The sequence below is a fragment of the Microcoleus sp. N9_A2 genome (assembly GCF_036701775.1).
Classification (GTDB): domain Bacteria; phylum Cyanobacteriota; class Cyanobacteriia; order Cyanobacteriales; family Microcoleaceae; genus Microcoleus.
On record NZ_JAUBRH010000001.1, the window covers coordinates 169501 to 194455 of the forward strand.

The 24955-nt window shown below is 45.3% G+C and carries 20 protein-coding genes and 1 tRNA gene; 8 read left to right on the forward strand and 13 right to left on the reverse strand.

Annotation, left to right across the window (positions count from 1 at the left end):
* Nucleotides 1–136: 136 nt before the first annotated feature.
* The 4 genes from upp to QUA44_RS00780 all read right to left on the reverse strand — a co-directional run bounded on the left by upp (nucleotide 137) and on the right by QUA44_RS00780 (nucleotide 4652).
* On the reverse strand, nucleotides 137–793 hold the full coding sequence (upp, locus tag QUA44_RS00765) for a uracil phosphoribosyltransferase (protein ID WP_333247281.1): 657 nt from the start codon (nucleotides 791–793) through the stop codon (nucleotides 137–139).
* A gap of 195 nt (nucleotides 794–988) precedes the next feature.
* Nucleotides 989–2236 (reverse strand): URC4/urg3 family protein, encoded by a 1248-nt coding sequence (locus QUA44_RS00770; RefSeq protein ID WP_333247280.1) that lies wholly within the window; start codon nucleotides 2234–2236, stop codon nucleotides 989–991.
* Nucleotides 2233–3315 carry an adenylate/guanylate cyclase domain-containing protein gene (locus QUA44_RS00775; protein ID WP_333247278.1) on the reverse strand — a complete coding sequence of 361 codons (1083 nt, stop codon included), beginning with the start codon at nucleotides 3313–3315 and terminating at the stop codon, nucleotides 2233–2235. Before QUA44_RS00775 ends, QUA44_RS00770 begins: the two co-directional genes overlap by 4 nt.
* A gap of 89 nt (nucleotides 3316–3404) precedes the next feature.
* Nucleotides 3405–4652, reverse strand: a complete 1248-nt coding sequence (locus QUA44_RS00780; protein WP_333247276.1) for a GTP cyclohydrolase II — start codon at nucleotides 4650–4652, stop codon at nucleotides 3405–3407.
* A 294-nt stretch (nucleotides 4653–4946) separates the two neighbouring features.
* Here QUA44_RS00780 and QUA44_RS00785 point away from each other — a divergent pair, with 294 nt between their 5' ends.
* The 3 genes from QUA44_RS00785 to QUA44_RS00795 all read left to right on the forward strand — a co-directional run bounded on the left by QUA44_RS00785 (nucleotide 4947) and on the right by QUA44_RS00795 (nucleotide 7829).
* Nucleotides 4947–6281: a cytosine deaminase gene (locus QUA44_RS00785; protein WP_333247274.1), complete on the forward strand. Its 1335-nt coding sequence runs from the start codon at nucleotides 4947–4949 to the stop codon at nucleotides 6279–6281.
* 154 nt (nucleotides 6282–6435) lie between these two features.
* Entirely contained in the window at nucleotides 6436–7110 is a 675-nt protein-coding gene (gene queC, locus QUA44_RS00790) for a 7-cyano-7-deazaguanine synthase QueC (RefSeq protein ID WP_333247272.1), read from the forward strand.
* 131 nt (nucleotides 7111–7241) lie between these two features.
* Nucleotides 7242–7829 (forward strand): GGDEF domain-containing protein, encoded by a 588-nt coding sequence (locus QUA44_RS00795; protein ID WP_333247270.1) that lies wholly within the window; start codon nucleotides 7242–7244, stop codon nucleotides 7827–7829.
* A 214-nt stretch (nucleotides 7830–8043) separates the two neighbouring features.
* Here QUA44_RS00795 and QUA44_RS00800 read toward each other — a convergent pair whose 3' ends face one another.
* Both QUA44_RS00800 and QUA44_RS00805 read right to left on the reverse strand, forming a co-directional pair.
* Nucleotides 8044–9522, reverse strand: coding sequence for a hemolysin family protein (locus tag QUA44_RS00800; protein ID WP_333247268.1), 1479 nt, complete (start codon nucleotides 9520–9522; stop codon nucleotides 8044–8046).
* A 68-nt stretch (nucleotides 9523–9590) separates the two neighbouring features.
* Entirely contained in the window at nucleotides 9591–10283 is a 693-nt protein-coding gene (locus QUA44_RS00805; protein ID WP_333247266.1) for a hypothetical protein, read from the reverse strand.
* Nucleotides 10284–10468: 185 nt separating this feature from the next.
* On the opposite strand from QUA44_RS00805, the gene QUA44_RS00810 reads away from it, so the two are divergent.
* Nucleotides 10469–10541 (forward strand) — tRNA-Ile (locus tag QUA44_RS00810).
* A gap of 362 nt (nucleotides 10542–10903) precedes the next feature.
* On the opposite strand, the gene pyrR is transcribed toward QUA44_RS00810, so the two are convergent.
* The 4 genes from pyrR to QUA44_RS00830 all read right to left on the reverse strand — a co-directional run bounded on the left by pyrR (nucleotide 10904) and on the right by QUA44_RS00830 (nucleotide 13775).
* On the reverse strand, nucleotides 10904–11437 hold the full coding sequence (gene pyrR / locus QUA44_RS00815) for a bifunctional pyr operon transcriptional regulator/uracil phosphoribosyltransferase PyrR (protein WP_333247264.1): 534 nt from the start codon (nucleotides 11435–11437) through the stop codon (nucleotides 10904–10906).
* Between the two features lie 267 nt (nucleotides 11438–11704).
* Nucleotides 11705–12784 carry an adenosylcobinamide-phosphate synthase CbiB gene (gene cbiB, locus QUA44_RS00820; protein ID WP_333247525.1) on the reverse strand — a complete coding sequence of 360 codons (1080 nt, stop codon included), beginning with the start codon at nucleotides 12782–12784 and terminating at the stop codon, nucleotides 11705–11707.
* Between the two features lie 107 nt (nucleotides 12785–12891).
* Complete coding sequence (locus tag QUA44_RS00825) at nucleotides 12892–13293, reverse strand: GFA family protein (RefSeq protein ID WP_333247262.1); 402 nt, start codon at nucleotides 13291–13293, stop codon at nucleotides 12892–12894.
* Nucleotides 13294–13331: 38 nt separating this feature from the next.
* Nucleotides 13332–13775, reverse strand: a complete 444-nt coding sequence (locus QUA44_RS00830) for an Rrf2 family transcriptional regulator (protein ID WP_006635345.1) — start codon at nucleotides 13773–13775, stop codon at nucleotides 13332–13334.
* A gap of 265 nt (nucleotides 13776–14040) precedes the next feature.
* Here QUA44_RS00830 and QUA44_RS00835 point away from each other — a divergent pair, with 265 nt between their 5' ends.
* The gene (locus QUA44_RS00835; protein ID WP_333247260.1) at nucleotides 14041–14430 is read left to right on the forward strand and encodes an AbrB family transcriptional regulator; all 390 of its coding nucleotides are present in this window, start codon (nucleotides 14041–14043) and stop codon (nucleotides 14428–14430) included.
* A 747-nt stretch (nucleotides 14431–15177) separates the two neighbouring features.
* Nucleotides 15178–18762 (forward strand): PAS domain S-box protein, encoded by a 3585-nt coding sequence (locus QUA44_RS00840; RefSeq protein ID WP_333247258.1) that lies wholly within the window; start codon nucleotides 15178–15180, stop codon nucleotides 18760–18762.
* A 544-nt stretch (nucleotides 18763–19306) separates the two neighbouring features.
* Here QUA44_RS00840 and QUA44_RS00845 read toward each other — a convergent pair.
* Nucleotides 19307–20410: a site-2 protease family protein gene (locus tag QUA44_RS00845; RefSeq protein WP_333247256.1), complete on the reverse strand. Its 1104-nt coding sequence runs from the start codon at nucleotides 20408–20410 to the stop codon at nucleotides 19307–19309.
* A 522-nt stretch (nucleotides 20411–20932) separates the two neighbouring features.
* On the opposite strand from QUA44_RS00845, the gene QUA44_RS00850 reads away from it, so the two are divergent.
* Nucleotides 20933–22009: a DUF3616 domain-containing protein gene (locus QUA44_RS00850; protein ID WP_333247254.1), complete on the forward strand. Its 1077-nt coding sequence runs from the start codon at nucleotides 20933–20935 to the stop codon at nucleotides 22007–22009.
* Nucleotides 22010–22068: 59 nt separating this feature from the next.
* Here QUA44_RS00850 and QUA44_RS00855 read toward each other — a convergent pair whose 3' ends face one another.
* Nucleotides 22069–23709, reverse strand: coding sequence for an AAA family ATPase (locus tag QUA44_RS00855; RefSeq protein WP_333247252.1), 1641 nt, complete (start codon nucleotides 23707–23709; stop codon nucleotides 22069–22071).
* Nucleotides 23710–23895: 186 nt separating this feature from the next.
* Complete coding sequence (locus QUA44_RS00860) at nucleotides 23896–24180, reverse strand: DUF2470 domain-containing protein (RefSeq protein WP_333247250.1); 285 nt, start codon at nucleotides 24178–24180, stop codon at nucleotides 23896–23898.
* A 251-nt stretch (nucleotides 24181–24431) separates the two neighbouring features.
* Between QUA44_RS00860 and QUA44_RS00865 the strand changes: the two genes are divergently transcribed.
* Nucleotides 24432–24878 (forward strand): transcriptional regulator, encoded by a 447-nt coding sequence (locus QUA44_RS00865; protein WP_333247248.1) that lies wholly within the window; start codon nucleotides 24432–24434, stop codon nucleotides 24876–24878.
* The last annotated feature ends 77 nt before the right edge of the window (nucleotides 24879–24955 follow it).

Sequence of the window (24955 nt, forward strand, 5' to 3'; positions counted from 1 at the left end):
GTTATATATAGGCTTTTCCTGACATTGAAATTTTACAATTTACATTGTATGGCACTATCAAACCAATGCTTATGTTAGTAAACTTATTTTTAAATGAATGTATTGGCATATACAGCAGAAAATAATTTTATTGAATTCACAGAGTGCCATAAAGCCGTAGCGTAGCGGGGTGTAAGCCATCGCCCGCATCTCCGAGTCCGGGTACAATATAGCCGTGTTCGTCCAAACACTCGTCAACTGCCGCCGTATAAATCTGCACGTCAGGGTGTTGTTCGTGAAAGTGCCCCACTCCCTCCGGTGCCGCCAGCAAGCACAAAAATTTAATAGACTTCGGATTAACTTCTTTCAGCCTATCCACTGCCGCCACTGCTGAATTACCAGTAGCCAGCATCGGATCGACAATTAAAACATCTCGCTGTTCGATATCCTGGGGAACTTTGAAATAATATTCGATCACCATCCGAGTTGTCGGATCGCGGTACAAACCAATATGTCCTACCCTCGCAGACGGAATCAGCTCTAAAATACTATCTAACAGTCCCTGACCGGCGCGCATAATTGAAATAATAACAATTTTCTTTTCTGCAGCCAGCACCGGTGCATTCATTTTGGCGATCGGCGTTTCTATTTCTTCATATTTCAGCGGCAAATCTCGCGTAACTTCATAAGCTAGCAGCATCCCAATCTCTTTCAGCAGTTGGCGAAATTTCGCCGTGCTCGTTTGAGTTTGCCGCATGAGAGTTAACTTGTGCTGTATCGAAGGATGGTCGATGACAGTAACTTTAGAACTCATTTTTTTGAATAATTAATCTGCTTATCACGTCAAATATTGCACTTGCCGCTAAGCAGCTTGTGGGGAGTGTAGTGTGAGCAATAGTTTTCAGGTTGGAATTTGGAATTTTAAGTTGGAAGAGGGGATAAATTTCCCTCTTCCTTCTTTTTACCCTGAGCGAAGCCGAAGGGCTTTCTTCCTTCTTCTCTCTTCCCCCTAAAACACAGTGCCGTCACTTTCAATCTGAATTGGTGGCCCTCCACCAGCCCTCAATTCTGCCGCAATTTTCCGCCCCGCCGCCCAAGTTCCTCCTTGCAAAATCTTCACCAGTGGCAATTCTATCGCACTCAAATGCAGCTTTTCTCGCATAGCTGCGGCAATTTTATCTAAAAGATTCACAGTCAGCGATCGCCATTCTACTATAACTTCCGAACCCGGCAAGTAACTCTGCTCAAAAATAGCCGAATCTTTTGCCTGCAGCAGTCCGATATCCAAACACAAACCGCCGTTTCGGTACTCCGGTAATCCCGTTAACTCATCCAATCCGGCGACTTCTAAACCAAGTTCTTGCAGCGGTTCCAACAGCGAATAAGTCAACCACTGCGAGAGTTTGTGAAACGGCACAAATTCATCTCCCAAATTTTCTCCTGTTAAAGCTGAATGCTGCCAAACATCCCCTAAATTAACCCCACCAATGGCATATCTTCCCGGCCAAATCTCCTCAAAACCTGTCAAAACAGCATTCAATACTTCAGAAGCATTCACAGTTTTGACTCCAGAAACCCGACTGTCGAGCAAGTATTGTACCAAATTGCCGGGACGCGGGTTTGCGCTGCCAAATAATAATCGATGCTGGCAAATCGCCTTCCCCAAACGCTGCAACAATTCTAATCTGCCGCTTAAACCAACTAGCGGATTGTCTCGACTTACCTGAAATCCCGCAGCTAAGGTTTCTAGTTTTAATTGAGAAAGTCCGCGAGAATCAGCAGAAAAAGGAAAATCGGGATTACTGGAAAAAACACCTTGACAAAACATCCGAAAACTGGCTATTGCTAACCCTTCAGAACGGCGGTAAACCTGTCCGCTTTCTGGTTCACAATACTGCCAATCTGCACCAGCACCGGCATCGAGCAAAACGCTAATAATTGCTAAATCAAATTTGATCTTAGCTTGCTCTATGAGTGAAAATTCTGCTAAAGCTGCATCTAATTCGGCTAGTCGCTGCAGGTTGCCAGCTTCAAAATGCCGCCAGCGACTGTGAAAGGGAATGTTAAAATCGGGATACTGTTGGCGCGTTGTGTCAATTACATAATTTGCTGCTTTGTCGAGTTGGGATAAATCGACGCGGAAGTAGCGGAGTTTATCCACGCGGGCTAAATCAAAAAGCCGATCGCACTTTTGGCGAATTGCAGCCGGCGTTCTCAGATATTGTACAGTTTCCAGTTCAAGTTTGCTCAACTTCATACAATCAAACACCGATAAACATCGTTTTCTTGAAAAAAGTCAAACTGACTGTAATCTAAAAGATTATCTAAAATCGCATTTTTATCGATTTTGATCAGCTTGTACTCCCACTTCGAGCCGCTAACTTCGCGTTTTATTTGATCGGAAACTATCACCGAATTTCTTTCTGTACCCGGAGATACTATTTTACTTAAATCTTCCAGCCTGTCGGCGATGTTAATATCTTTTCCGTAAGTGCAAGACCGAAAAATATACAAATTTCCTTTAGCAACTCCTACCGACAAGCCGCAAGGTATTTGATTTCCGTGAATAAACAGTTTCCAATTCTCGCACAAACTTTCCATTGCCGCTAAGGCTGAATGAGCTTCCGGGAAAGTTAACAAATGCGAATCGCCAACTATACTCCGAATTGTGCCACCATATTCTTCGCAAATGTTTTTTTCAAAAGTATCGAAGTTAGTCAGCAAATATTCAACATCTTTGATAGAATTAGATTCTTGATAAGCAATAAAACCTCTCAAATCAGCTTTAATTATTGCTTGATTTTCAACTATCCGCGTTTTGTGACTTTGGTCAACTTTGTAAACTTTTTCAGGTTCGCTCATCCCTTTCAAAGAAAACTCGTTAACAAAAGATGTTTGCACTTCTGCCTTGTTGAGCGCCAGCCATGCTGCTTGGGATAAATATATTTCATCCGGCGGAGTTACTGATTCTATCCGCGCTGTTAAATTGACTGTATCGCCAAAAATATCTTTATCTTGGTGCAAGACATCTCCTAGGGTAATCGACACGCGAATAGCCAATCGTTCATCATTCGATTTGCTAGATTGTTCAGCTCTCAATTCTTGCTGCATTTCTATGGCTGCCATCGCCGCTGCTGTGACGCTGGGAAAAATCATCCAAAAGGAATCACCTTCCCCTTTAATCATGCTGCCTTCATTTCTGGTACTAATATCTGAAATAAAAATTTTATGCTCGTTTAACAAACTACTTAATTCCGACTGAGATAATTTTTTAACTCTGGCGGTATATCCACAAATATCTGTTTTTACGATAACAGTAGAACGCAAATTAGCCATAACCTACCCTGACCGATCAAAGACCAGCAATATATTTTATTTGGCAAAGACGCGATTGTTCGCGCTCGATTGTTCGCGTCTTTGGCCTGTCAATCTCCTAAATCGCGTCCGATGGCTTCTGCAAGAATTGTAGCATCTGGCACGGGGTCTGGCGTGTAGTAGCCGGCTGCTTTTTTGGCGGCGATTTCGACTTGGGCGTCTGCGGGAATCCAATTTTCGGGAATGGGGATGCGATCGACTACTTGAATGCCAGAATTGATAATTGCATTGTATTTGAGATCGCTCATAGAAACTAAACTGTCAATTCGAGAGATCCCCAACCAGTGCAAAACATCTGGCATGAGTTCTTGAAACCGCATATCTTGAACTCCGGCGACACATTCAGTGCGAGTAAAATAGGCATCAGCCCGATCGCCCCCTTCCTGCCGTTTTCTGGCATTGTACACCAAAAACTTCGTAACTTCCCCCAAAGCTCTGCCTTCCTTGCGGAAATAAACAACTACCCCAGAACCGCCAGATTGTGCCGTTTGGATGCAAATTTCAATCCCGTGTACCAAATAAGGACGGCAAGTGCAGATATCCGAACTAAACACGTCAGAACCGTTGCATTCATCATGTACCCGTACCGCCAACTGCTTCTGTGGGTCAGAAATATTCGCGACATCGCCAATAATATAAACCGTAGTTCCGCCAATTGGGGGCAAGAAAACGTGCAAGTCCGGCCGCGTCACTAAATCCGAGAACATTCCGCCTGTTTCCTCGAACAGGACACGCCGTAGAACACTTTCTTCAGCGCCGATCCGCTGAGCAATTCCCGGCAAATACCACACCGGGTCGATCGCAATTTTAGTTACTGCTAAATTGCCACCTGCTTTGACTATTTTGCCATCAATTTGCACTCGCCCCTTAGCGATGGCATCTTGCAATTCCGGCATATTAATGTGAGCTTTAGTGACAGCAATCGTCGGTCGAATATCATATCCCTGCTGGAGAAATGAAGTATAAACTTCGCTGACCAAACCCCCAAAGGGATCGAGAGAAACAATCAAATTGCGATCGCCCCAACTCGGGTGCGGCCCGATGTGTGCGGCCGGAGAGGTGTTGGTAAAATCCGGGCGGTGATCTGCTTGCAGAGCCCCGGAAGCCACTGCTAGCGCGCGATAAACAGAGTAGGAACCCGAATGAGTGCCGATCGCATTCCGGTGAGACGATTTGGTGAGGCTACCAATCACAGGCCCCCGTTTCAGCGGATCGATTTCTCCCCAGTAAATGGGATGAGGTTTTGTGCCGGATCTGTCGGGATGGGATGTTAAAACTATATGTTTGGGTTTTGACACAGTTGTTTTTGGCTCTTGCTATGGCAATTTTAAACAATTATCGATTGTAACAACACAATTGTGTCTGCGGAAGTATCCGATATATCCAATTTCCTCGAAATCTTCTCTAGCAATTATCTTTCATTTGTGAATGATATTTTTTTACTAACCGCAGAGGCCGCAGAGGCCGCAGAGGAGAAAGAAAGAGAGTAAAAGGGAAAGAGAGAAATAAAAAAGTTCCCAAATTTGGAAATAATTGCTATATTTAAAGCTGGTATCGTTAAATTATTAATAAAATTCTAACTCACAAAGTTAATGTTGCCAAGTACATCTAATTTATTGCTCAAAAATGCTCGCGTCCCCCTGTCTCTGCTAGAGATGAAATCGATCGCCCCGTCAGCTTCTACTGTGGCGACAACGGGGAGTGAGAACAATTTTTGTTTGGTGGATTTGGAAATTGCAGCGGGTACGATCGCCCAAATCATCCCCACAAATACGCAACCTTTATCGCAACTTCGAGATATCCCAGTTGTAGATTTGCAGGGCGGCTTAGTTTGGCCTTGTTTTGTGGATATGCACACGCATTTAGACAAAGGCCACATTTGGGAACGATCGCCCAATCCCGACGGAACTTTTGCAAGTGCGCTGGAGACTGTGCGCGCTGATGCCGAAAAACACTGGAATGCAGAGGATGTTTACCGGCGGATGCAGTTCGGCCTCAAGTGCAGCTACGCCCACGGCACCAAAGCCATCCGTACTCACATCGACAGCGCAGGCGATGGGGGAACCGTTAGTTTAGCAGTATTTGAAGCTTTGCAAGCCGAATGGAGCGATCGGCTAATTTTGCAAGCAGTTTCCCTAGTTTCCCTCGACTATTACCTGACACCCGCAGGCGAAAAATTAGCAGATAGAATTGCCCAAATCGGCGGCATCCTCGGCGGAGTCGCCTACATGAACCCGGATTTAGACAAACAACTCGATCGCGTATTTAGCTTAGCCCAAGAACGCGGTTTAAACCTCGACTTCCACACCGACGAAACCGACGATCCAGAATCAGTAACATTGCGGGAAGTCGCAAAAACCGCCATCAGCCATAAATTTAGCGGTCAAATTATCTGCGGGCACTGCTGCAGTTTAGCCGTACAACCGCCCGATTTAGTAACAGAAACTTTGACATTAGTCAAGCAAGCAAATATTGGCATTGTCAGCTTACCGATGTGCAACCTTTATTTGCAAGATAGACAATCTGGGCGTACACCGCGCTGGCGGGGAGTGACGCTGGTGCACGAACTCAAAGCAGCAGGAATTCCCGTCACAGTTGCTAGCGACAACTGTCGCGATCCGTTTTACGGATTTGGAGATCACGATGTTTTAGAAGTCTTTAATATGTCAGTCCGCATAGCCCATTTAGACAGGCCTTGGGAAGATTGGCCGCGCACAGTCACAACAACACCAGCAGATTTAATGGGATTGCCGAATCTAGGAAAAATTGCCGTTGGTGTACCAGCAGATTTGATTTTGTTTAAGGCGCGAAATTTCAGCGAACTGTTATCGAGGTCACAGCGCGATCGCACAGTTTTGCGGCAAGGTAAAGAAATTGATACAACTTTGCCCGATTACCGCGAACTCGACGATTTGTTAGCAAGTTAAACTTCTAGCAATCATCACATCAACTGTCAACTATTTCTCTTTCCTTCTCTTCCTTCGCGTCTTCGCGGTTCGTTAAAATCCATCGCTGTAAACTTGTCAATTCACAACTAATTTGATATAAATGTAAAAGCTGATTCGATTGAGGATGTTTTAAGTGAAAGCAGTTATTTTATTGTCGGGAGGGCTGGATTCCTCAACAGTTTTGTATCAAGCCAAAGCCGACGGCTGCGAGTGTTACGCTATTTCCTTTGACTACCAGCAAAGGCACCGGCGGGAGTTGGATTCAGGAAGGGCGATCGCACTTTCAGCGGATGTTAAGGCGCATCAGGTGATAAACTTTGATTTGACGCTGTGGGGCGGTTCGGCTTTGACGGACAATCAGATGGAATTGCCGATCGATCGCAACCTGGCAGAAATGTCGCAAAACATCCCCATTACCTACGTTCCAGCTAGAAATACCATCTTTCTCAGCTTTGCCCTCGCCTACGCCGAAACCCTAGGAGCTCAGCGCATTTACATCGGCGTCAACGCTTTAGATTATTCTGGATATCCCGACTGCCGCCTCGATTACATCCAAGCAATGCAGGAAGTATTTCGGTTAGGAACGAAGCAGGGAAGGGAAGGAGAAGCTATTAAGATTGTCACACCTTTAATCGAACTTAAAAAAACTGAAATTATTGAATTGGGTAACAAGTTGGGAGTGCCTTGGGAGCAAACTTGGTCTTGCTATGCAGGTGGGGAAAAAGCCTGCGGCGTTTGCGATTCTTGTCGGCTGCGGCTGGCGGCTTTTGAAGAATTAGGGTTGCAAGATCCGGTGCTTTACGCTTAATATGTAGGGTGCGTCAGACGGCAAACCATAATTATTTCGTACTCGCTTCAAGCCTGACGCACCTTACAAGTTATTTGGTTGGCGTAGTGATTTTGATATTCATGGTTTGATTTGAAAAGGATGCTTCTTAGATGAATTATTCAGATATTGACAGCTTGACCGAATTGGGTAATCGAAGAATGATGCAAACTCGCTTTGCTCAATTCGCTGGCGATCGCTCGCAATTTGGACTCATCTTGATAGATATAGATGGATTTATATATTTCAACGATCGCTACGGTCATAATGTGGGCGATGAAAAACTGAAAGAGATTGCTAAGTTGATTTGCCAAAATTTACCGGATGGTATTGATGTCTTTAGAACAGGTGGAGAGGAATTTTTAATTCTTATAAATAATTTGAAGATGGCAGAAGTTGTCTTACTAGCAATGCGAATTTGTAAGGCAGTTAATCAGAATTATTCTCATCTTCCCCCATTGCGAAGCTTTTTTTGTATGAGCGATTGCAGTTATGTAGAAGTTGCTCTTCCGTTGACAGTATCTTGTGGGGTAGCTTTCTATCCCGAACATGGTGTAGATTATTCCACTCTGTATGGGGCCGCAGAGGAAGCCGCACTAAGAGGTGGCAAACGCTTATATGGTGGTGTTGTGGGTGTAGCGATGAATTTAGACGGTTCTTGTTTTTTGCCTTCGACGGAGAACAAAAATACTGATTTGTAACTCTAACAAAATCCAGGACGAGTGACTTAAACATAGTCCTAGACGCACGGGTAGCTAGAAACCGGGTTTTTTAACCAAAATATTTGCTTAAAACTTTAAATTAAGGTAAAAAACCCGGTTTCTTTACCTTAATGCGTAAGTCATGAAACCGTTCGCAGATAATTTCGGATCTCTAAAAAATTGCCCTATTTCGATCGCCCTTTCCATCCCAATCTTAACTAGAAAATCTCGCCCCTCCTCTCAACCCGCTATTCGATCGCCCTTTCCCCACAAATTCTCCATCCGCTGCTGCAACTTCACCCAAAGTTCGATCGCCCGCAGCCCCTGACAGCAACTGAATTTGAATTTGATCCAAGCGGGGCCCGCACGCAGAAACCACCGTAAGTTCCGCATTGTCGCCGCGCCAAACTTCCCCAACAGCCGGCATTCTTTGCAACTGATAGCTCAGAAAACCTCCGATTGTCTGATATTCGTCTGTCACCTGCAAATCCAAATTCAATATTTGATTCACATCATCTACATTTAACTGCGCTTGCACCAAAAAAGTGCGATCGTCCAATACTTGCAAAGCAATTTCTTTACTGTCGGGCGAGTGGTAAGTGCGGCCGATAATTTCCGCAATCAAATCCCTCAGCGTGACTAACCCGGAAATGCCGCCAAATTCATCGACAACGATCGCAATTTCTTCCGACGAACTCTGCATCAAAGGCAGCAGTTCCCCCAGCAGCATCATCTCCGGCACAAACCTCACCGCACGCATCCAAGTTACAATTTCCGTGTCGGGAGATAGCAAACCTTGAGCTAGAGGTTTTGCAAGTTGCTTGAAACCAATAATGCCAATAATGTCGTCTAAAGAATCTCCCGTCACGGGATAGCGGGAATGGTTAGAAATTGCCATTTCGTCGAGCAAAGTTTGAAAGGTAGCCGTCTTCGGAAGTGCGATAATGTTCGGCCTCTGCACCATCACTTCTTCTACCCAAACTTCGCCAAATTCAAACACGTTGTTAAGTAGTTCTCGCTCTTCTGCTTGCAAGCCGCTTGATTCGCTGGAAGTAGCTATAATTAATTGCAGTTCTTCGGGAGTAACCGGCCGATGTCTTAGGTCGTATTCGATGCCCCCAAACCGCAAGAGCGATCGAGTAGATTGATTAAGAAACGACACAAAGGGATTGAACAGACGGGAAATCAATAAACTCGGAGGCCCTAAACTTCTGGCTAGCTGTTCGGAATAAAGTAACGCTACAGATTTGGGAAAGAGTTCGCCCAGTACGATTTGCAGGTAAGCTAGCAACAAAAAAGTTACTATTGGTATGCTAAAAGAATGGGCGATCGCCGACTTGATGTAAATTGGCAGCGGCAAATAGCCGATCGACATTCGGACTAGCACGGCGATCGTACTTTCCCCAATCCAGCCGAGAGCTAAACTAGAAAGAGTGATTCCCAACTGCATTGTCGAGAGCAATCTCTCAATACTTTTCTGCAAAGATTGCACAGTTAGAGCTGCAATGTCGCCAGCTTCTACTAACTGATTGATGCGCGATCGGCGTACCGTCACCATCGAAAACTCAGCGGCCACAAAAAAAGCATTGATTGCAATCAGCAACAGCACTGACAGCAACCGCGACAGCACCTCTGTCAAACTCATCGCGGGTAAATCAGATATCTCCTGCACTCTCGCCCCTAAAAGTGACACAATGCTCCCTAAAAAAACTTTCTCGATCAAACCTGAGAATCGGTCTACAGGTTTGGTCTTCTTTTATTTTACTTCGCCACTGGAATGCCAGATATTTGCAACTGAAGTTTTTGACCTGGATAATCTGTCAGCGTCAGCGAAACTTCCTTAGCATTTTCCAGTAAAGCTGTGGGAATACTCACCGTACCGTAAAACACCTGCCCGTTGGGGGGGAGTTCCGACGGCAAATCCTCGGCAGTCGCGCTCAGGGCCCGGCCACGATCGTCAGTGACGTTCAAGAAACTGTAGAGAAACCTCACAGCTTGGGAGCCTTCATTTTTCATGCTCACGTCTAGCAGCATGGAATTGTTGCGCTGACTGGCCGCGCTTACCTCCAGAGTTATTCCCCCGTCGCGACTGTTCAGGGGAAACTTGGCGCTGGCATTTTGTGCAGCCGGTTTTTTGGCCGCGGCTGATTTAGAGCTTGCCTTCTCTGTTTTAGTATTTGCCCCGGCCGTTGTTTTTTCGGGATCGCGACCTTCTACCCGTGCTTTGACGGTTGTGAGAATGTCTTTTTCTTTCAAAATGCTCACTTGGTCTTTGCTAGCCTTCGTTCCAGGCTTGCCGCTGCCAGCATTGTTGCTGGGACGAACATCGGGTTGAGTCGTTCCTTGTAAGGCTTCGCGACCTATAGTAAATCCCCAAACAGAACTCGTCACGCCTGCTCCAAACATTAGAGCGAGCAGAATTAGAGTCAGCACTACCGTCGAATTCACTGCCATTGCCTATAAGTTTATGCCGAACCCTAGAAACTGCTTTGTCCGGTCGATTGGCTTGCCTAACATTGGCTAACAGGCGATCGGGACTCAGCAGATCTAAAGATTTTGATTTTTGTTCTCTAGTTCTAGCACGGACTGGGAAATTATGTTATACTTCATTTTGAGTTAAATCAAAGAAATAGATTTAACGGCAGTTGGCCGAGCGGTTTAGGCAGCGAACTCATAATTCGCCCCAGGCAGGTTCAACTCCTGCACTGCCGATTTTTAATAATTTAGGACGCTCAGCGCTCTGGCTAAAAACCAGGTTTCTTCCCAGATACCCGTCCAGGACGGATGGGGGCTAGAAACCCGGTTTTACGAAAAATTTGCGACAAGTAACGAAAAATATCCGAATAAACCTGGTTTGTGAGGTCGCAAGTGCGATCGCCAACTAGAAATTTGGTCGATCGCAATCTGTTAAGCTCGCACTGCACTCGGAAAAATATTATTCTGATCATTGGTCAAGGATATCAAGCCTTAATCAATTCCACATTATATCCGCTCGCTTCTGAGATGGCGGGCGCTGCGCGGCGACGCTCACACTGCACTCCAAAAATTATTATTCTGATCATTGGTCAAGGATATCAACCCTTAATTAACTCCACTCCGTAGCGCCCGTCGAGCTCTTGAACGTAAACCTTAACTTGTTCTTCCTTTGCAGTCGGCAACTTTTTACCCGTAAAATCCGGCTGAATCGGTACTTCTCGGTGGCCACGATCAACTAATACCGCCAACCAAATTTTCTCCGGCCGCCCGTAATCATTTACCGCATTCAAAGCCGCTCGACTCGTTCTGCCTTTATATATAACGTCATCTACCAACACCACAGTTTTGCCCGTCAAATCGAAAGGAATTTCTGTTTTAGCCGGTGTCCGCATCGCAACTCGATCCAAGTCATCTCGGTAAAAGGTAATATCCAAAGCGCCCACGGGTACTTTGACTTGTTCGAGAACTTCAATTTGATCTGCCAAAATTTGAGCTAAAGGCACTCCTCTACTATGAATGCCCAACAGCACTAACTCCGAGGGATTCCCTGATTTTTCGACAATCTGGGAAGCGACGCGGGTGAGAGTGCGTCTCACTTCATCAGGGGATAAAATTTTGATAATTTTAGTCATGGGTTGCTGCGAGCTAATTGTTGGCTGTTGGCATATCTAACAATTTGAGATTTGAGATTTGAGATTTGAGATTGACTTTACAGATTAATTTGGGGGTTTGAACAAAGGTCAAAACTTTTTTTTGCTTTTGTCGGTGGTTGATGTCTGTGTTCTGCAGGACTGACCCCGAACGGATGAAAAGCAGATGCTGCGATTGCTTGGCTGAGGGCGAACAATCACATAAATACGTTATTTATGCCTCCTGGACTGTTCGAGTGAGGTCATAAGCTAGCGGCTCAAACATAATAAGGTATAAAAAAGCAATGATAGTCCCAACCAAATCAGAAAGCAATACCGAGTTAATTCCAATGCTTGGCAAATTAGCTGCGCTGTGATAGGGTAAACCGGCTCGCCTAACAGGGGTTTGTCTTTGAGAACTCCGCGATAGGAATTAGTACCTCCTAGTTGCACTCCCAAGATGGCGGCGTAAACGCACTCACTCCAACCGGAATTGGGACTGGCATCTTTAACTGCATCTCTCTGACAAATCTGCCAAATGTACATCGGTTTGCCAGATATTAAGGCTAAAGTAATCACTGTTAGTCGGCAAGGAATCCATGTCAACACGTCATCTAGTTTGGCACTAAACCATCCTAAATCAGTGTATGGCGCTTCTTTGTAGCCGACGGTAGAATCTAATGTGCTGGCTGCTTTGTAGGCGATCGCCAAGGGGACTATAGCACTCGCCCACATCGAGTTAGGATCGATCGGGCGATCGGTAACACTTAATAATAGATGTGGCAGAGCGAACCCAAGTAATGCATAAAATAGCGGTGCTGTCACACCATCGACTGCATTCTCTGTTACAGTTTCTAACAATGCTCGTAGAATTTCTGGCTCGGATAAGTTTTCGGTATCCCGGCCGACGTAAAGGCTCAACCTTTCTCGCGCCTTGACTAAATCTCCAACATTTAAAGGTGCTAGCACATCCTCCGCTGCCGCCCTCAAACTGCGACCTGCAAAACAGCTTGCCAGCAAAATGGTCTGTATGGCAATACCTAAAAGAGGATGTACCCAACTAGCAGCTTGGACGATCCACCAACTGACAGTATAACTGCCTACAATCAGCCCGATCGCTAGTATTGTACCAGCACATCGTAGCAGCAGTTTGTGCTGCTCGCCAGCGGGACGAGCGCCTGCTTCAGGCATTTTGCCTGCGGGATTATTCCATATATTAAAGACAAGTCGAGTATAACGGTCGATCGCCCAACCCATCGCTTGCACGGGATGTGGCCAACCCCAAGGATCGCCGATCGAATAATCCAACACCGCAGCTAAAATCAAAACAGGAAATTCATCCGGCATCATTATATATTGTGTCAAACTTGATAGTCTGTCCGAGCAAGAGCGCTCGCAGGATAGCCACGGTTTTAAATGCTGCCACCCTTGCTGACTTGGATTTTTGATCCCTAATTTTAACTGCTGAGATTACTTTCGTCGCCCAGCAAGTGTACGTTCTCCTCCCAATTAACACCATCAAAGGGTAGGATCTGAAAGTGCGAAATGGCATCAGAGTCAAGACAGCGGACGTTGACATCGAATTGATCGGGATGCGATCGGGGGCGATAGAACGAGTGAATGCCGCAAATTCGGCAGAAAGTATGTTGAGCAGTTCCTGTATTAAATGTATAGGTTGTCAAAACATCTTGGCCACTGAGCAAGGTAAAACGTTCTGGCGGCACAATGAGGTGCAAAAATCCCTTCTTTTTACAGATAGAGCAGTTGCAATCAGATGCTTCGTGTTTGCCAACGGCGACACGGAAGCGGACAGCTCCGCAGTGACAGCCGCCAAAGTAGGTAACAAGTGTTGTGTCCATGTGTGCTAGAAGAGCGATCGAATAAATGAACTTACCATTTAAATGATAAAGCTGGTTTCTTCCCCAAGAGCCGCTTGCCAACTGCGGACATCATAGTATAAGTCTTCGAGGGAAATACTGTACAGCGCTTCGGCAAGTTTTTTGTGCAATCGGTTCCATAAACTGAATGTTACCCAGTCCTCTGCTTGCGTCGCGTCGGGAAAATGTCGAGGTAAAGGTTCAATAGTTTCACCTACAGCCTCTAAGATTTGTCCTAAAGAGATTTGAGCTGGCTGGCGGGCTAATTGATATCCTCCTTGGGAGCCCCGAACAGATTGGACTAAACCGGCTCGTCGCATTTCAATCAGCAATTTTTCTAGATACGGAGCCGGTAACTCCTGTCGCTTCGCTATCGATTTCACCGATGTCGGGCCAAAGCGAGGTTGCAAACTTAGATCCAGTAATGCTTTGACACTGTAGTGTCCGCGTGTGGTTAACTTCATAGGATTTTAAGAGCGGGGCAAATATTCAGCTAGCTGATAGCTGATAGCTTATGCTACCGAGTTTAGAGATTGCTCGCACCGGCTGCAGCTACTCCTCAAGAAAGACTGCAGGTTGTTAAAAATATTTAGATAATAGTGGTTAACAATTGAGCCGATCGGTGTAATATGGTTTTACGACCAGCTATAAAGCTAAAGTTTCTTGGTTAAACCAAAAACCAACCGAGAAAAAATCCGTACACCAGTTGAATATTTCAGGACTCAGTAAATGGCTAAAAAGAAAAATATCGAACCCCTTGAAGGCGAAGATCTGATCAAAAAGGTCAAAGAGCTAGAGAACCTTACCAAGGAAGAAAAAGCTAGAGCCTGTGGCTACTACACCATTACCAAGAACGGCGTAGAACGGGTCAACATGATGAAATTCCTGAATGCGCTGATTGATGCAGAAGGCATTCAGCTAGACGGGAAGCAAAACGGCAATGGACGCGGCGGACGTTCTGCCAGCTATCGGATTAGCGTTCAATCTAACGGCAACTTACTGATTGGAGCTGCCTACACCAAACAGATGGAACTCCAGCCAGGAGATGAATTTGAAATCTCTCTGGGACGCAAGCACATTCACCTGCGCCAAATTGATCGAGAAGAAGAAGTAGCCTAGGCCTTTACCACTTGCTTTGACTTCTTGCTTGAACAGGTTGGTTTGACTTCAAGCATTGACTGCAAGCAGAGAATTGGCTCTGAAATCTTTCTGTGAGCCTAAAACAGTATGGCTTCTATAGATGGCAATGGCTCGACAAAAGCCACTGCCACTACTTTATATTTTCCGAGAATACCTATTCTCGCCCCTCGCTATATCCGTTTGGAGAAGCGGGGGATTTTCTGCGTAGCTGTTAAAGAGATGTTCTGCAGCCGATTGTGTACGGGATTTAACGGATGTAATTGATGGAGGTTCGATGGATGGATGTTCGGCAGCCAATTGTGTACGGGATTTAACGGATGTAATTGATGAACCGAAGAGGTTTGAAGGAAAAATTAGGTTTGGTTGAGCTAGGAAACCCACCAAAGCAAGAAAATGGCAGAGGTATTCTCAGCTAACAGTGCGTCATACCAGTTGAAAAAAAGAATGCAACTGTAGCGAAGCTCGAAAGCACGAGCTTGATCATTCATTCCCAATTATTTAACCTAAAATCTAAAATCTAAAATCTAAAATTTTATGTGTCTGTGTGGGATGTGTTTTGAGGGCAAGGAAGCAGCCTCGATCGCCCATAAGTGAAATTAAGAGCTGGAACAGTTAAAGTGTTAGGGAGCAATTAGTCATCAGCCTATGCCGTTGCCCCGATTCGCGAGCAAAACTTCTCAACACCAAACAAAAATCTCCCTGCGTCACCTTCTAGTGGCCTCTTTTGTGCTGCAAATCGTCGCAGCAGTCGGGATTGTCGGGTATCTGTCATTTCGCAACGGAGACAAAGCAGTCGAAGAGCTCGCCGAGAAATTGATCGCGGAGACGGGGAAGAGAGTTGAAGAAAAGCTGATTTCTTTTCTCGAACATACCCAGTGGGTAAATCAACTTAACGCTGAAGCGATCGAGCGCGGTGAATTAAACTTACAGTTAGAAAAGCCACAGCCTCGGGGAGAGAAGTTCCTCTGGCAGCAAATGCGATCGTTTAAAAGCATTCAATGGATATCCTTCGGTGCTCAAAAATCAGGAGAATATCTCGGCATTTGGCGCCACCCCACGGATAACAGCTTGCAAATTGTCGAGGCGAACAAGTCTACCAACTTTCAGAACATATACTACGCTACAGACGGCAGAGGCACTCGCACCGCTAAATTAAAGGCAGAACCCGGAACCTACGATGCCCGTCTCCGCCCCTGGTACAAAGAAGCTGTTGCAGCTAACAAACCCATTTGGACGAGTATTTATCCAGGTTTTACTTCCGGGACTGTTTTTATTGCTGCCAGCCAACCGATTCGCGATCGAAATGGTAAATTGCTGGGAGTTAGTGCCGTAGACTTTTCGCTCTCGGGGCTTGAGCAATATCTCCATCGCATCAAGCTTAGCAAAACAGGCCAAATTTTCGCGATCGAACGATCGGGCTTGCTGGTTGCCAGTTCGAGTCAAGAATCACCCTTTAGAAAGATGCTGAGAAAGCAGGAACCTGAACGGCTGAATGTTTTAGAGAGCCAAACTCCTGTCATTCGCACCGCAGCTAAATATTTGTACGAACACTTCGGGGGCTTTGGCAACATTAAGCAGCGACAGCAACTGAAATTTAGCCGAGACGGGCAGGAATATTTTGTGGAAGTGCTGCCCTTTTCTGATGGTTACGGTTTGAACTGGCTGATTGCGATCGCAGTTCCCAAATCCGATTTCCTGGGGCAAATTAACAAAAATACGCGCACTACAATTTTACTTTGTTGGGGGGCGCTACTGCTATCGACAATTGCCGGAGTGCTGACAGCTAGGTGGGTAACGCTGCCGCTGCGACGACTTAACGAAGCAGCTAAAGATATCGCCGCCAGAAAGTTCGATCACGCTGTTAATGTCAGTAGGCTTGATGAAGTCGGCGAATTAGCCGAGTCTTTCAACGAGATGGCAGCTCAACTGAAAAAGTCTTTTCAAGCTTTGGCAGCAAGTGAAGAAAAATTTGCCCAACTGGTAGAAAATTTGCCTGTTGGAGTCTCGGCGATGACTCCGGGCGGCGCAGTTATGTTCATGAATTCGGCGGGAGAGCAAATATTGGGCAGGGGAGAAATGCCCGATGCTACCGCAACAGAGCTAGCAGAAGCTTATCAAATTTATATAACAGGTACTAATCAACTGTACCCGGTTGAGCAAATGCCGTTTGTGCGGGCGTTGAGTGGCTTGGAGGTGATTGCCGAAGATATGGATATTCGCCGAGACGGGAAAAATATTCGTTTGGAAGTGCGAGCGCTGCCGGTGTTTGACGGTGCAGGGAATATCCTTTATGTTCTTACTGTTTTTAAAGATATTACGGCTCGCAAACACGCAGAGCAAATATTGGCTGACTACAACCGTACTCTGGAAATTGAAGTAGTCGATCGCACGATCGAGCTAGCCTCGATCAATGCCCGCTTGCAGCTCGAAATTGAGGAGCGCAAGCAAGCTGAAAAAATTATCCGTCAAGAGCGCGACTTTAACTTAAAGATTATCGAAAATTCTCCGATTTTTTTTGTAGCGATCGACTCTGAGGGTAAAATCCTGCTGGCGAATAACAGTATGCTGGAAGCTGTGGGCTATACTGCCACAGAAGTTGCAGGCAAAGATTACTTAGCTACATTTGTACCCCCAAGCGATCGAGCCGGATTACATTCGATTTTTACGGGTGTAACAGCGCGGGAGCAAACCGTTAACGAACATCCCATTCTCACAAAGTGCGAGCGCACTTTGTTAGTCGAGTGGTACGGTACGCCCGTTTTGGATGAAAATGGCAATTTTGACTTTCTTTTTGGATTTGGGATTGATATTGGCGATCGTAAACAAGCACAATTAGCCTTGCAAAAAAGCGAAGCTCTGTTTCACAAATTAGCCAACACTGTTCCCGGAGAACTTTACATATTTGTGCAGCATTCCGACGGCTCAGTCAAGATGGAATATATGAGTCCGCTGTGCCGAGAAATTCAAGAATTAGAGCCGGAGGAAATCCAGAACAACTTTGCTTTATTCTACGAACAAATACACCCGGACGATCGATCCAGTCACTTCGAGGCAATTGTCAAAAGTGCCACTGATCTAGAACTATTTTCCCACGAGTGGCGGATTGTGACAGCATCGGGAAAACTCAAATGGCTGCAAGGTTATTCTCGACCAGAATTGCGCGAAAATGGAGATATTGTCTGGCACGGCATAATCATTGATACGAGCGATCGCAAACAAGCAGAACAAGAACTCAAACAAGCCAAAGAAGCCGCAGAAGTTGCCAACAAAACTAAAAGCATCTTTCTCGCCAACATGAGCCACGAATTGCGAACCCCCCTCAACGCCATTCTCGGCTTCGCTCAATTAATGGAACCTAGCGCTAATTTAACTTTGCCGGAAAAAGAAAATATCACAATTATTCGCCGCAGCGGAGAGCACCTGCTTCAGGTGATCAATCAAATCTTAGACTTATCTAAAATTGAAGCTGGGCGCATGACACTCAACGCCAAAATTTTTGACTTGTACCGCTTGCTGGTGGACGTGCAAAATATGTTTCAGATTCCGGTGAAAAATAAAAAACTGCAATTAATTATTGACTGCTATTCCGATGTTCCCCAATACGTGCAAACTGATGATGTTAAGTTGCGACAAGTGCTAATTAATCTATTAGATAATGCGGTTAAATTTACCCAATCTGGTTCAGTTTTAGTCACAGTAAGGCAAAAGCAATCAGGAATAATTAAGCCTACAACAAACAATTTTTTTAATAGTGGGGAACCTGAAAAAACAGTTTTTGTTGGCTTTGAAATAGCCGATACAGGAGTTGGTATTTCCCCGGAAAAATTAGAAAGCATATTTGAATTATTGGTGCAAACTTCATCAGAAAAAAAAGTTCAAACAGGTACGGGCTTAGGATTAAACATCAGCCGCGAGTTCATAAAATTAATGGGCGGCGACATTACTGTAGAGAGCGAAGTGGGACAGGGTACAGTCTTCAAGTTTGACATTCAAGTTGTTACCGCAGCGGGTGCTGGTGAAGTCATCAATAAATATGTTGAAGTCTATGATTTATCGCAAAGTTCAAGTATGGTACAAGAAAAAATATCTGATAGTGCTGCAATATTTACGCTGGACTCCAAGCCGAAAGTTTCCCCAGAATGGACGAGCAATCTAAAACAGGCAGTCCGTGAGGCTGACTTCGACTTGATTGCCACAACTATTGAGGAAATCGGCAGCGATAATGATGTTTTTGCGGAAGTTCTGATGAATCATCTATATAATTTTGATTATCAAAAAATACTAGATTTGATTGATGAAATTGAGCGGTAGGGGGCGCCGAAGATTAACTTGTACAGCCTTTCTCAGTAACAGTGCGGTACGGTTGAGAATTGTCAGGTAATCAGTAGACAAGAGTGCCTAATTTTTTGATTGATAGACAAACCGCAGATTAAGGCAGATGAACACAGATTAACGCAGATAATTTTAATATCTGCAGGCTATTGGCAATCTTATATGGAATTGCTTGCCCGCGTACCTCACGAAAGTTGAGAAAGGCTATATAATAATTATCATTCTTGATTGGCAGCTAATAATTTAGGAATGAGAATTAAATAACTTCCACAAGTTTGTGGGATGGGCGGGACGCCCATCCCACAATAACAATTAAAATTGTAAGTTATTTAATTCGCGCTCCTTAGTCAGTCCTGGACGCAACAACATACCTCAAAAAATCTTTAACTATTGTGACAGTTGCGTCCACGACTATTTGTGTTTAACTGTGATTTTTGTGAAGCTATTGTTAACCCCCCCGATCGCCCTTTTGGTAAGGGGAAATCGAGGGGGTTAATTGTTATTTGTCAAGTATCTGAGGGTATCAAGCGGGGTCTGCTTGAGCTCGTTTTTGTAGCAAGCGGGCAATTTCAGCTTTTTCTACAAGTCCCACGAGGACGCCGTTTTCGCGAATCACGGGGAGCTCTTGGACTTTGAGTGTTTCCAGAAGGGTGACGACTTCGAGGAGGGATAATTCTGGTTTGACTGTGGTGGTAAATTCGATCGGCTTCAGGAGTTCTTTCACCAAAACTTGGGGCCAGGTTCCGGTAGGAATGGTTTTGAGGTCGTCAAGGTCGATCGCACCTACCAATTGTCCCGCATCATCGGTAACTAAGAACCGACGCCAGGTATGAGCGCTACCGATAACGTAGTTGTTGGCAAATTCTCTGAGGGACAAGTCTTGGGAGACGATCGGGCTTTCGGTAGTCAAAGCATCGGCGGCTGTCAGCCCTGCGAGTTCATTTTGGACTGTGGCATATTGTGCAGATTGACCAGCATTTTGCAGCAAGAACCAACCGATTACTAAATTCCAAATATTGCCGAAGATGCCTGTAGCAATAGCGATCCAACCAATTATTTGACCGACACGGCTAGCAAAGATTACGCCTTTATAAGGGTTGCCGGTAATCTTCCAGACGATCGCTTTGAGGATGTTGCCGCCGTCGAGGGGCAAACCGGGAATTAAGTTAAATAAGGCTAAAACTAAGTTGATGGAAGCTAAAAGTCCGACGATGGCCGCTGCGGGGCCTGTGAGACCGGCGCCGATGCCGATCGCAGTTAACAAACCGGACAAAAATAAGCTGACCAACGGGCCTGCAATGGCTACCCAAAATGCTTCGGCTGGCGTTTTCGATTCTCTTTCCAAATTAGCCAGCCCGCCAAACAGAAATAGCGAAATTGATTTCACGCCAATTCCCTGTTTGATGGCCACCCAACTGTGTCCTAATTCGTGGGCTAAGACGGAAGCAAATAACAGCAGCGCTGTGAATAATCCTAGCAGCCAGGGCGCTACGGGGCCTAATGCGGGAAACAAGCCAGCTAGTGCGCCGCCGTATTGCCAAGTTACTAAACCCAGAACTAGAAACCAAGATACGTTGACATAAAAGGGAATTCCAAACAGGTTGCCGACGCGAAATGTACCGTTCATAATTGGCTACCTCTGATATTATGGTCGAGAAGTTTTTTTCTCTGTTTCCTTATAGTAACGAAACGTAACGGCGATGTTAATGCTTCAATTAGGGTGTTATCCGTCTGTGGAGGTTCGGTTTGCGGAATAATCACCGCCAACTGCGGTTGGGCCCGCCAGGGGTTAAAAATCCTTATCTCAAAACGGAAGTTCTCGCTATGAGGCTTGAGGAGGATATTTATTTTAGTTTTCTGTTTTAGTTTTCAATGGGTTTTAACTCACATCTTGCACCTCTGTCATGAACAGGCTTTCCGGCCTGTTCCACAACAGATGAATTTTCTTTCTTGTGGGGAGTAGGGGTTGGGCATCCTGCCCGTCATGAACAGGCTTTCCGGCCTGTTCCACAACAGATGAATTTTCTTTCTTGTGGGGTGGGCTTCTAGCCCGCCCATAAAAGCCTGATTGAGAATGGTGCAACCTATGAGTTTCAAGCAGATTTAGCTATAATTACTTACCATAAGAATAGTTTTGGTGCTAATAATTATGTCAGAATCCTTTTTGCTCGGTCGCCTGCTGCTGCAATTCAACAGCGAAGCGAGCGATATTATTACAGACTTATCGGCTGTGGCTTTCACTCCCGACGGTCATTTGTGGCTGGGTTCCGATGAAACGACTTCGCTCGAATGTTTGTCGCCTGTATCGCCTCATGTTTTTGGAGAACATCAAAAATTTGCGATCGCGGATTTTATCGATTTATCGGGAGACGACGAAATCGATATTGAAGGAATTGATTTCAGCAGCAATTACCTTTGGTTGGTCGGTTCTCACAGCACAAAACGTAAAAAACCTAAAGGTAAAGACTCCGAAGACGATCTCGAAAGATTAGCAACAATTAAGACAGAGGTCAACCGCTATTTGCTAGCAAAAGTCCCTGTGAAAGACGGGATTTTGTACAAGTCAATTTCCCATCCTGAAAATCCCCAAATTCAATTGACAGCGGGATGCCTTCAGCGGACAGAAACGGGCAATCTTCTCACAGATGCGCTCCAAGATGACCGCCATCTCGGCTTGTATTTTTCTGTGCCAATTCCGAGCAAAGAAAATGGCTTCGATATTGAGGGTTTTGCGGTGCGGGGGGAGAGCATTTTTCTCGGTTTGCGGGGGCCGGTGCTGCGCGGTTGGGCAATAATTTTAGAAATAGAAGTTGAAGAGACAGAACCTGGAGTTTTAAGGCTTAAGGAAATTGGGGAAGCAGGGAAATTGTACAAAAAACATTTTGTCGATTTGAACGGTTTGGGTGTGCGAGAATTGTGTTTTAATGGGGAAGATTTAATTGTTTTAGCCGGGCCGACGATGACTTTATCTGGGGCGATGAGGGTTTTTCGGTTAAGGGGAATTTTAGGGCGAGCGGGCGACAGTATTACTGGGCAAGGTGGGGGAGATTTGGAGGTATTGTTTGACTTGCCTTTTCAGGTTGGTACGGACAATGCTGAGGGGTTGAGTTTGTTTCCCTATTTGGGGGAGGAGAATTCGTTGTTAGTGGTTTACGATTCGCCGGCTGCGAGTAGAATGGTTGGAGAAAATGCGATTTTTGCGGATATTTTTAGATTAGGTTCGTAGTGAGAAATTCAGTCCTCAGAACTAGGGACTTGCATTCCTGACTGCGAACCGAAATTTGGTTAATTGTCGATCGCATCTTCACCCAGCGGCCTGCTGTAGCGCTTTAATTCATCAATCAATCGAGTATCGTTAGAAGCGGTTCTCGCCCCTGCTTCGGCCGCCCAGCGCTTCAAATCTTCAATTTGCGATCGCGCGATCGCAGCTAATGGTACTGTATCCTCGATCGACCTCAAAACATCCTCCGTCGTCAAATCTCGGCGCTGCCCGTTCACAAAAGTGCCAAACGCCCGGTACAATCCATCAATTACAACTTGCTCAATTTCCGCACCGCTAAAATCCTTAGCAGACTTCGCCAAAACCTCCAAATCAAACTCGCGCAATCTAGTTGGCCGCAAACGCTGCAAATGCACCTTAAAAATATCTTGCCGTTCCGATTCTGAGGGCAAATTCAAAAAGAAAATCTCATCAAACCTGCCCTTTCTCAGCAACTCCGCCGGCAAAATCCGCACGTTATTTGCAGTTGCGACAATAAACACCGGGCTGGTTTTTTCCTGCATCCAAGTAATCAAACTGCCGAATACCCGCCGCGAAGTTCCCGAATCGCCGTCGCCGCCGCTGATAATGTTGCCGAAGGCTTTATCTATTTCATCTATCCACAAAACGCAAGGGGCGATCGCCTCTGCTAATTGTATCATTTGCCTGACGCGGCTTTCGCTTTCCCCGACCACGCCGCCGAACAATCTGCCAGTATCCAAACGCAACAGTGGCAAACGCCATTCGCAAGCAATAGTTTTGGCAGATAAAGATTTGCCTGTTCCTTGAATTCCTACTAACAAAACGCCTTTAGGATTGGGTATACCGTAGCGGCGCGCCTCGTCAGTAAAAGCATCTTGCCGCATCTTTACCCACTGTTTCAAATTCTCCAATCCTCCCACATTTTTTAGGGATTCTTTGGAGTTAAAAAACTCCAAAATTCCTGTTTGCCGAATTGCTTGCTGTTTTTCCTCCAAAACTCCGTCAATATCCGACTCGTTAATTTGCTGTTTGGCGGCCAAAGCTTTAGCCAAAACCCGCCCGATTCTAGCGCGGCTCAAACCCTGACAAGCTTTAACCAACTGTTCCCTTGCTAAACCGCTAACTTGCAACTGTTGCGGCTTTTCCACAACGTGGGAAATTAAACTGTCGATTTCTTGGACGTTGGGCAAAGGAAAATCAATTACTGTTACTTCTTCTTTCAATTCTTCGGGCAGTTCTAGGGCGTGAGAAGTGAGGACGATTGTTTTTTTGCTGCGCTTCAATTCTCGCGTTAAATTCCGCAATTCTCGCACTACCGCCGCGCTTTTTTCGCTGTATGGATATTTCAAAATAGGGTGCAAATCCCGCAGTACAAATATGGTATATTCTTCGACAGCGGTCTTGCCGATGCGATCGAGCGCTGCCATTACCGAACCTTTCCCAGAACCGTTATCCTCCCAGCCGCGCACGAGATCCCAGAACAATACTCGGCGCGCGGGTGTTACTTGCAGCGCTACTTGGGCGATTACAGCTTCGACTGGTTCCTCTTCTGCGCCGACAATGTACAGCAGCGAATAGCGGGCGCGAATCATCAAATCTAGTCGCTTAATGAGTGCCTCGAAAGGGTTATTTTGACTGCCCTTGACGGCATCAAATTCTTGGAATTTGGGGTAATTTTCGGTCATTTTATTTGATATTTTAGAGTGAAATTAAACTTTATTATTATTTTTTCAGTACGGACTTTAGTCTTTAAAAAAATTTTTAACCTAACTAAAGGTTTTCACTAAGGACTTGAGTCCTTAACAACTATTTAACCTGACTAAAGTCCGTACTGCAAACGTTAAAATTATAACAGAATAGTACGCAATTGACTACTTAGCAACTTTTCGAGCTTGTTTCACCATGTCAATAAGAGTGTGGTGAGCATCTTCGGCGTCTGTTAAAGTGCGATCGAACTCAACTCTGACTGGCACTGTTTCGTCATTGACTTGAGCCGTTAAATCCATGCCGTTGGCATCAATCGCGAGCATTTGAGCCGATGTCGCCTCCGGTTTGTTGCCGTAGGCTTGAGCGTACAAGACTACGGCGCTAGCGTGGTCTTCGTTCATGTGAGTGCAGATGCGATCGCTGATTTCAGTGGAAAACTGGTCTGACATGGGGATTCCTTATATGCAATACTGCGATCGATTGTACTGCGATTTGTCGCAACGGAGAGCTTCGTGGCGAATAGAATTCGCGTCTACACAAACAAAGTCCGCCTTCGCGGACTCAAAGAAAAGCAAATTCGGTGTAGGGTGTGTACTGCGCACCAAAAAAATCAGGTGTAGTGCGCATAATAATCAGGTATAATGTGCGCATTATGCACCTACAAATTAATATATTTTTTGTTAAAAAAATATATTATGCCATGAAAAACTCTATTGCCTATATCGAATTGCTCAAAGCATTTCCTCCGCGACCCGTAACTGCGGAGTCAGAATTAATCGCAACTCAAAAAACCATTGACTCTCCATTAGACAAAGGCGAACTAACTCCTGACGAACGCGACTACTTAAACGTACTCGGAACCCTGGTTTATGAATACGAGCAAACTTTAGAACCTATTCCTGACATTTACGGGATAGAACTGTTAAAAGCTTTGATAGAAGAATTCAACCTCAGACAAAAAGACCTCGTTCCTATTTTCAAAACAGAGTCTATTATCTCTGATATTCTGCACGAAAAGCGTCAACTTACAACTGAACACATACAAAAACTTGCTGAATTTTTCTGTGTCTCACCGGCTGCATTTTTTCCACTGCATCCAGCATCCAAGGATTCCCAACGAATAGAATTAGCGTCTACACAAACATAGAATTCCCAGATAATACGGCGGTTGAAACCGCGTCTATGCAAACGAATTATGCCTCCGCAGAATGAAGAAAATAACGT

Bases quoted from the DNA above. Each gene is read 5' to 3' on its own strand.
- QUA44_RS00855 (WP_333247252.1), bottom strand. From the start codon at position 23,709: ATGACCGAAAATTACCCCAAATTCCAAGAATTTGATGCCGTCAAGGGC.
- QUA44_RS00785 (WP_333247274.1), top strand. From the start codon at position 4,947: ATGTTGCCAAGTACATCTAATTTATTGCTCAAAAATGCTCGCGTCCCC.
- QUA44_RS00835 (WP_333247260.1), top strand. From the start codon at position 14,041: ATGGCTAAAAAGAAAAATATCGAACCCCTTGAAGGCGAAGATCTGATC.
- QUA44_RS00795 (WP_333247270.1), top strand. From the start codon at position 7,242: ATGAATTATTCAGATATTGACAGCTTGACCGAATTGGGTAATCGAAGA.
- QUA44_RS00850 (WP_333247254.1), top strand. From the start codon at position 20,933: ATGTCAGAATCCTTTTTGCTCGGTCGCCTGCTGCTGCAATTCAACAGC.
- upp (WP_333247281.1), bottom strand. From the start codon at position 793: ATGAGTTCTAAAGTTACTGTCATCGACCATCCTTCGATACAGCACAAG.
- QUA44_RS00775 (WP_333247278.1), bottom strand. From the start codon at position 3,315: ATGGCTAATTTGCGTTCTACTGTTATCGTAAAAACAGATATTTGTGGA.
- QUA44_RS00825 (WP_333247262.1), bottom strand. From the start codon at position 13,293: ATGGACACAACACTTGTTACCTACTTTGGCGGCTGTCACTGCGGAGCT.
- QUA44_RS00805 (WP_333247266.1), bottom strand. From the start codon at position 10,283: ATGGCAGTGAATTCGACGGTAGTGCTGACTCTAATTCTGCTCGCTCTA.
- QUA44_RS00845 (WP_333247256.1), bottom strand. From the start codon at position 20,410: ATGAACGGTACATTTCGCGTCGGCAACCTGTTTGGAATTCCCTTTTAT.
- pyrR (WP_333247264.1), bottom strand. From the start codon at position 11,437: ATGACTAAAATTATCAAAATTTTATCCCCTGATGAAGTGAGACGCACT.
- QUA44_RS00770 (WP_333247280.1), bottom strand. From the start codon at position 2,236: ATGAAGTTGAGCAAACTTGAACTGGAAACTGTACAATATCTGAGAACG.
- QUA44_RS00830 (WP_006635345.1), bottom strand. From the start codon at position 13,775: ATGAAGTTAACCACACGCGGACACTACAGTGTCAAAGCATTACTGGAT.
- QUA44_RS00865 (WP_333247248.1), top strand. From the start codon at position 24,432: ATGAAAAACTCTATTGCCTATATCGAATTGCTCAAAGCATTTCCTCCG.
- QUA44_RS00860 (WP_333247250.1), bottom strand. From the start codon at position 24,180: ATGTCAGACCAGTTTTCCACTGAAATCAGCGATCGCATCTGCACTCAC.
- cbiB (WP_333247525.1), bottom strand. From the start codon at position 12,784: ATGATGCCGGATGAATTTCCTGTTTTGATTTTAGCTGCGGTGTTGGAT.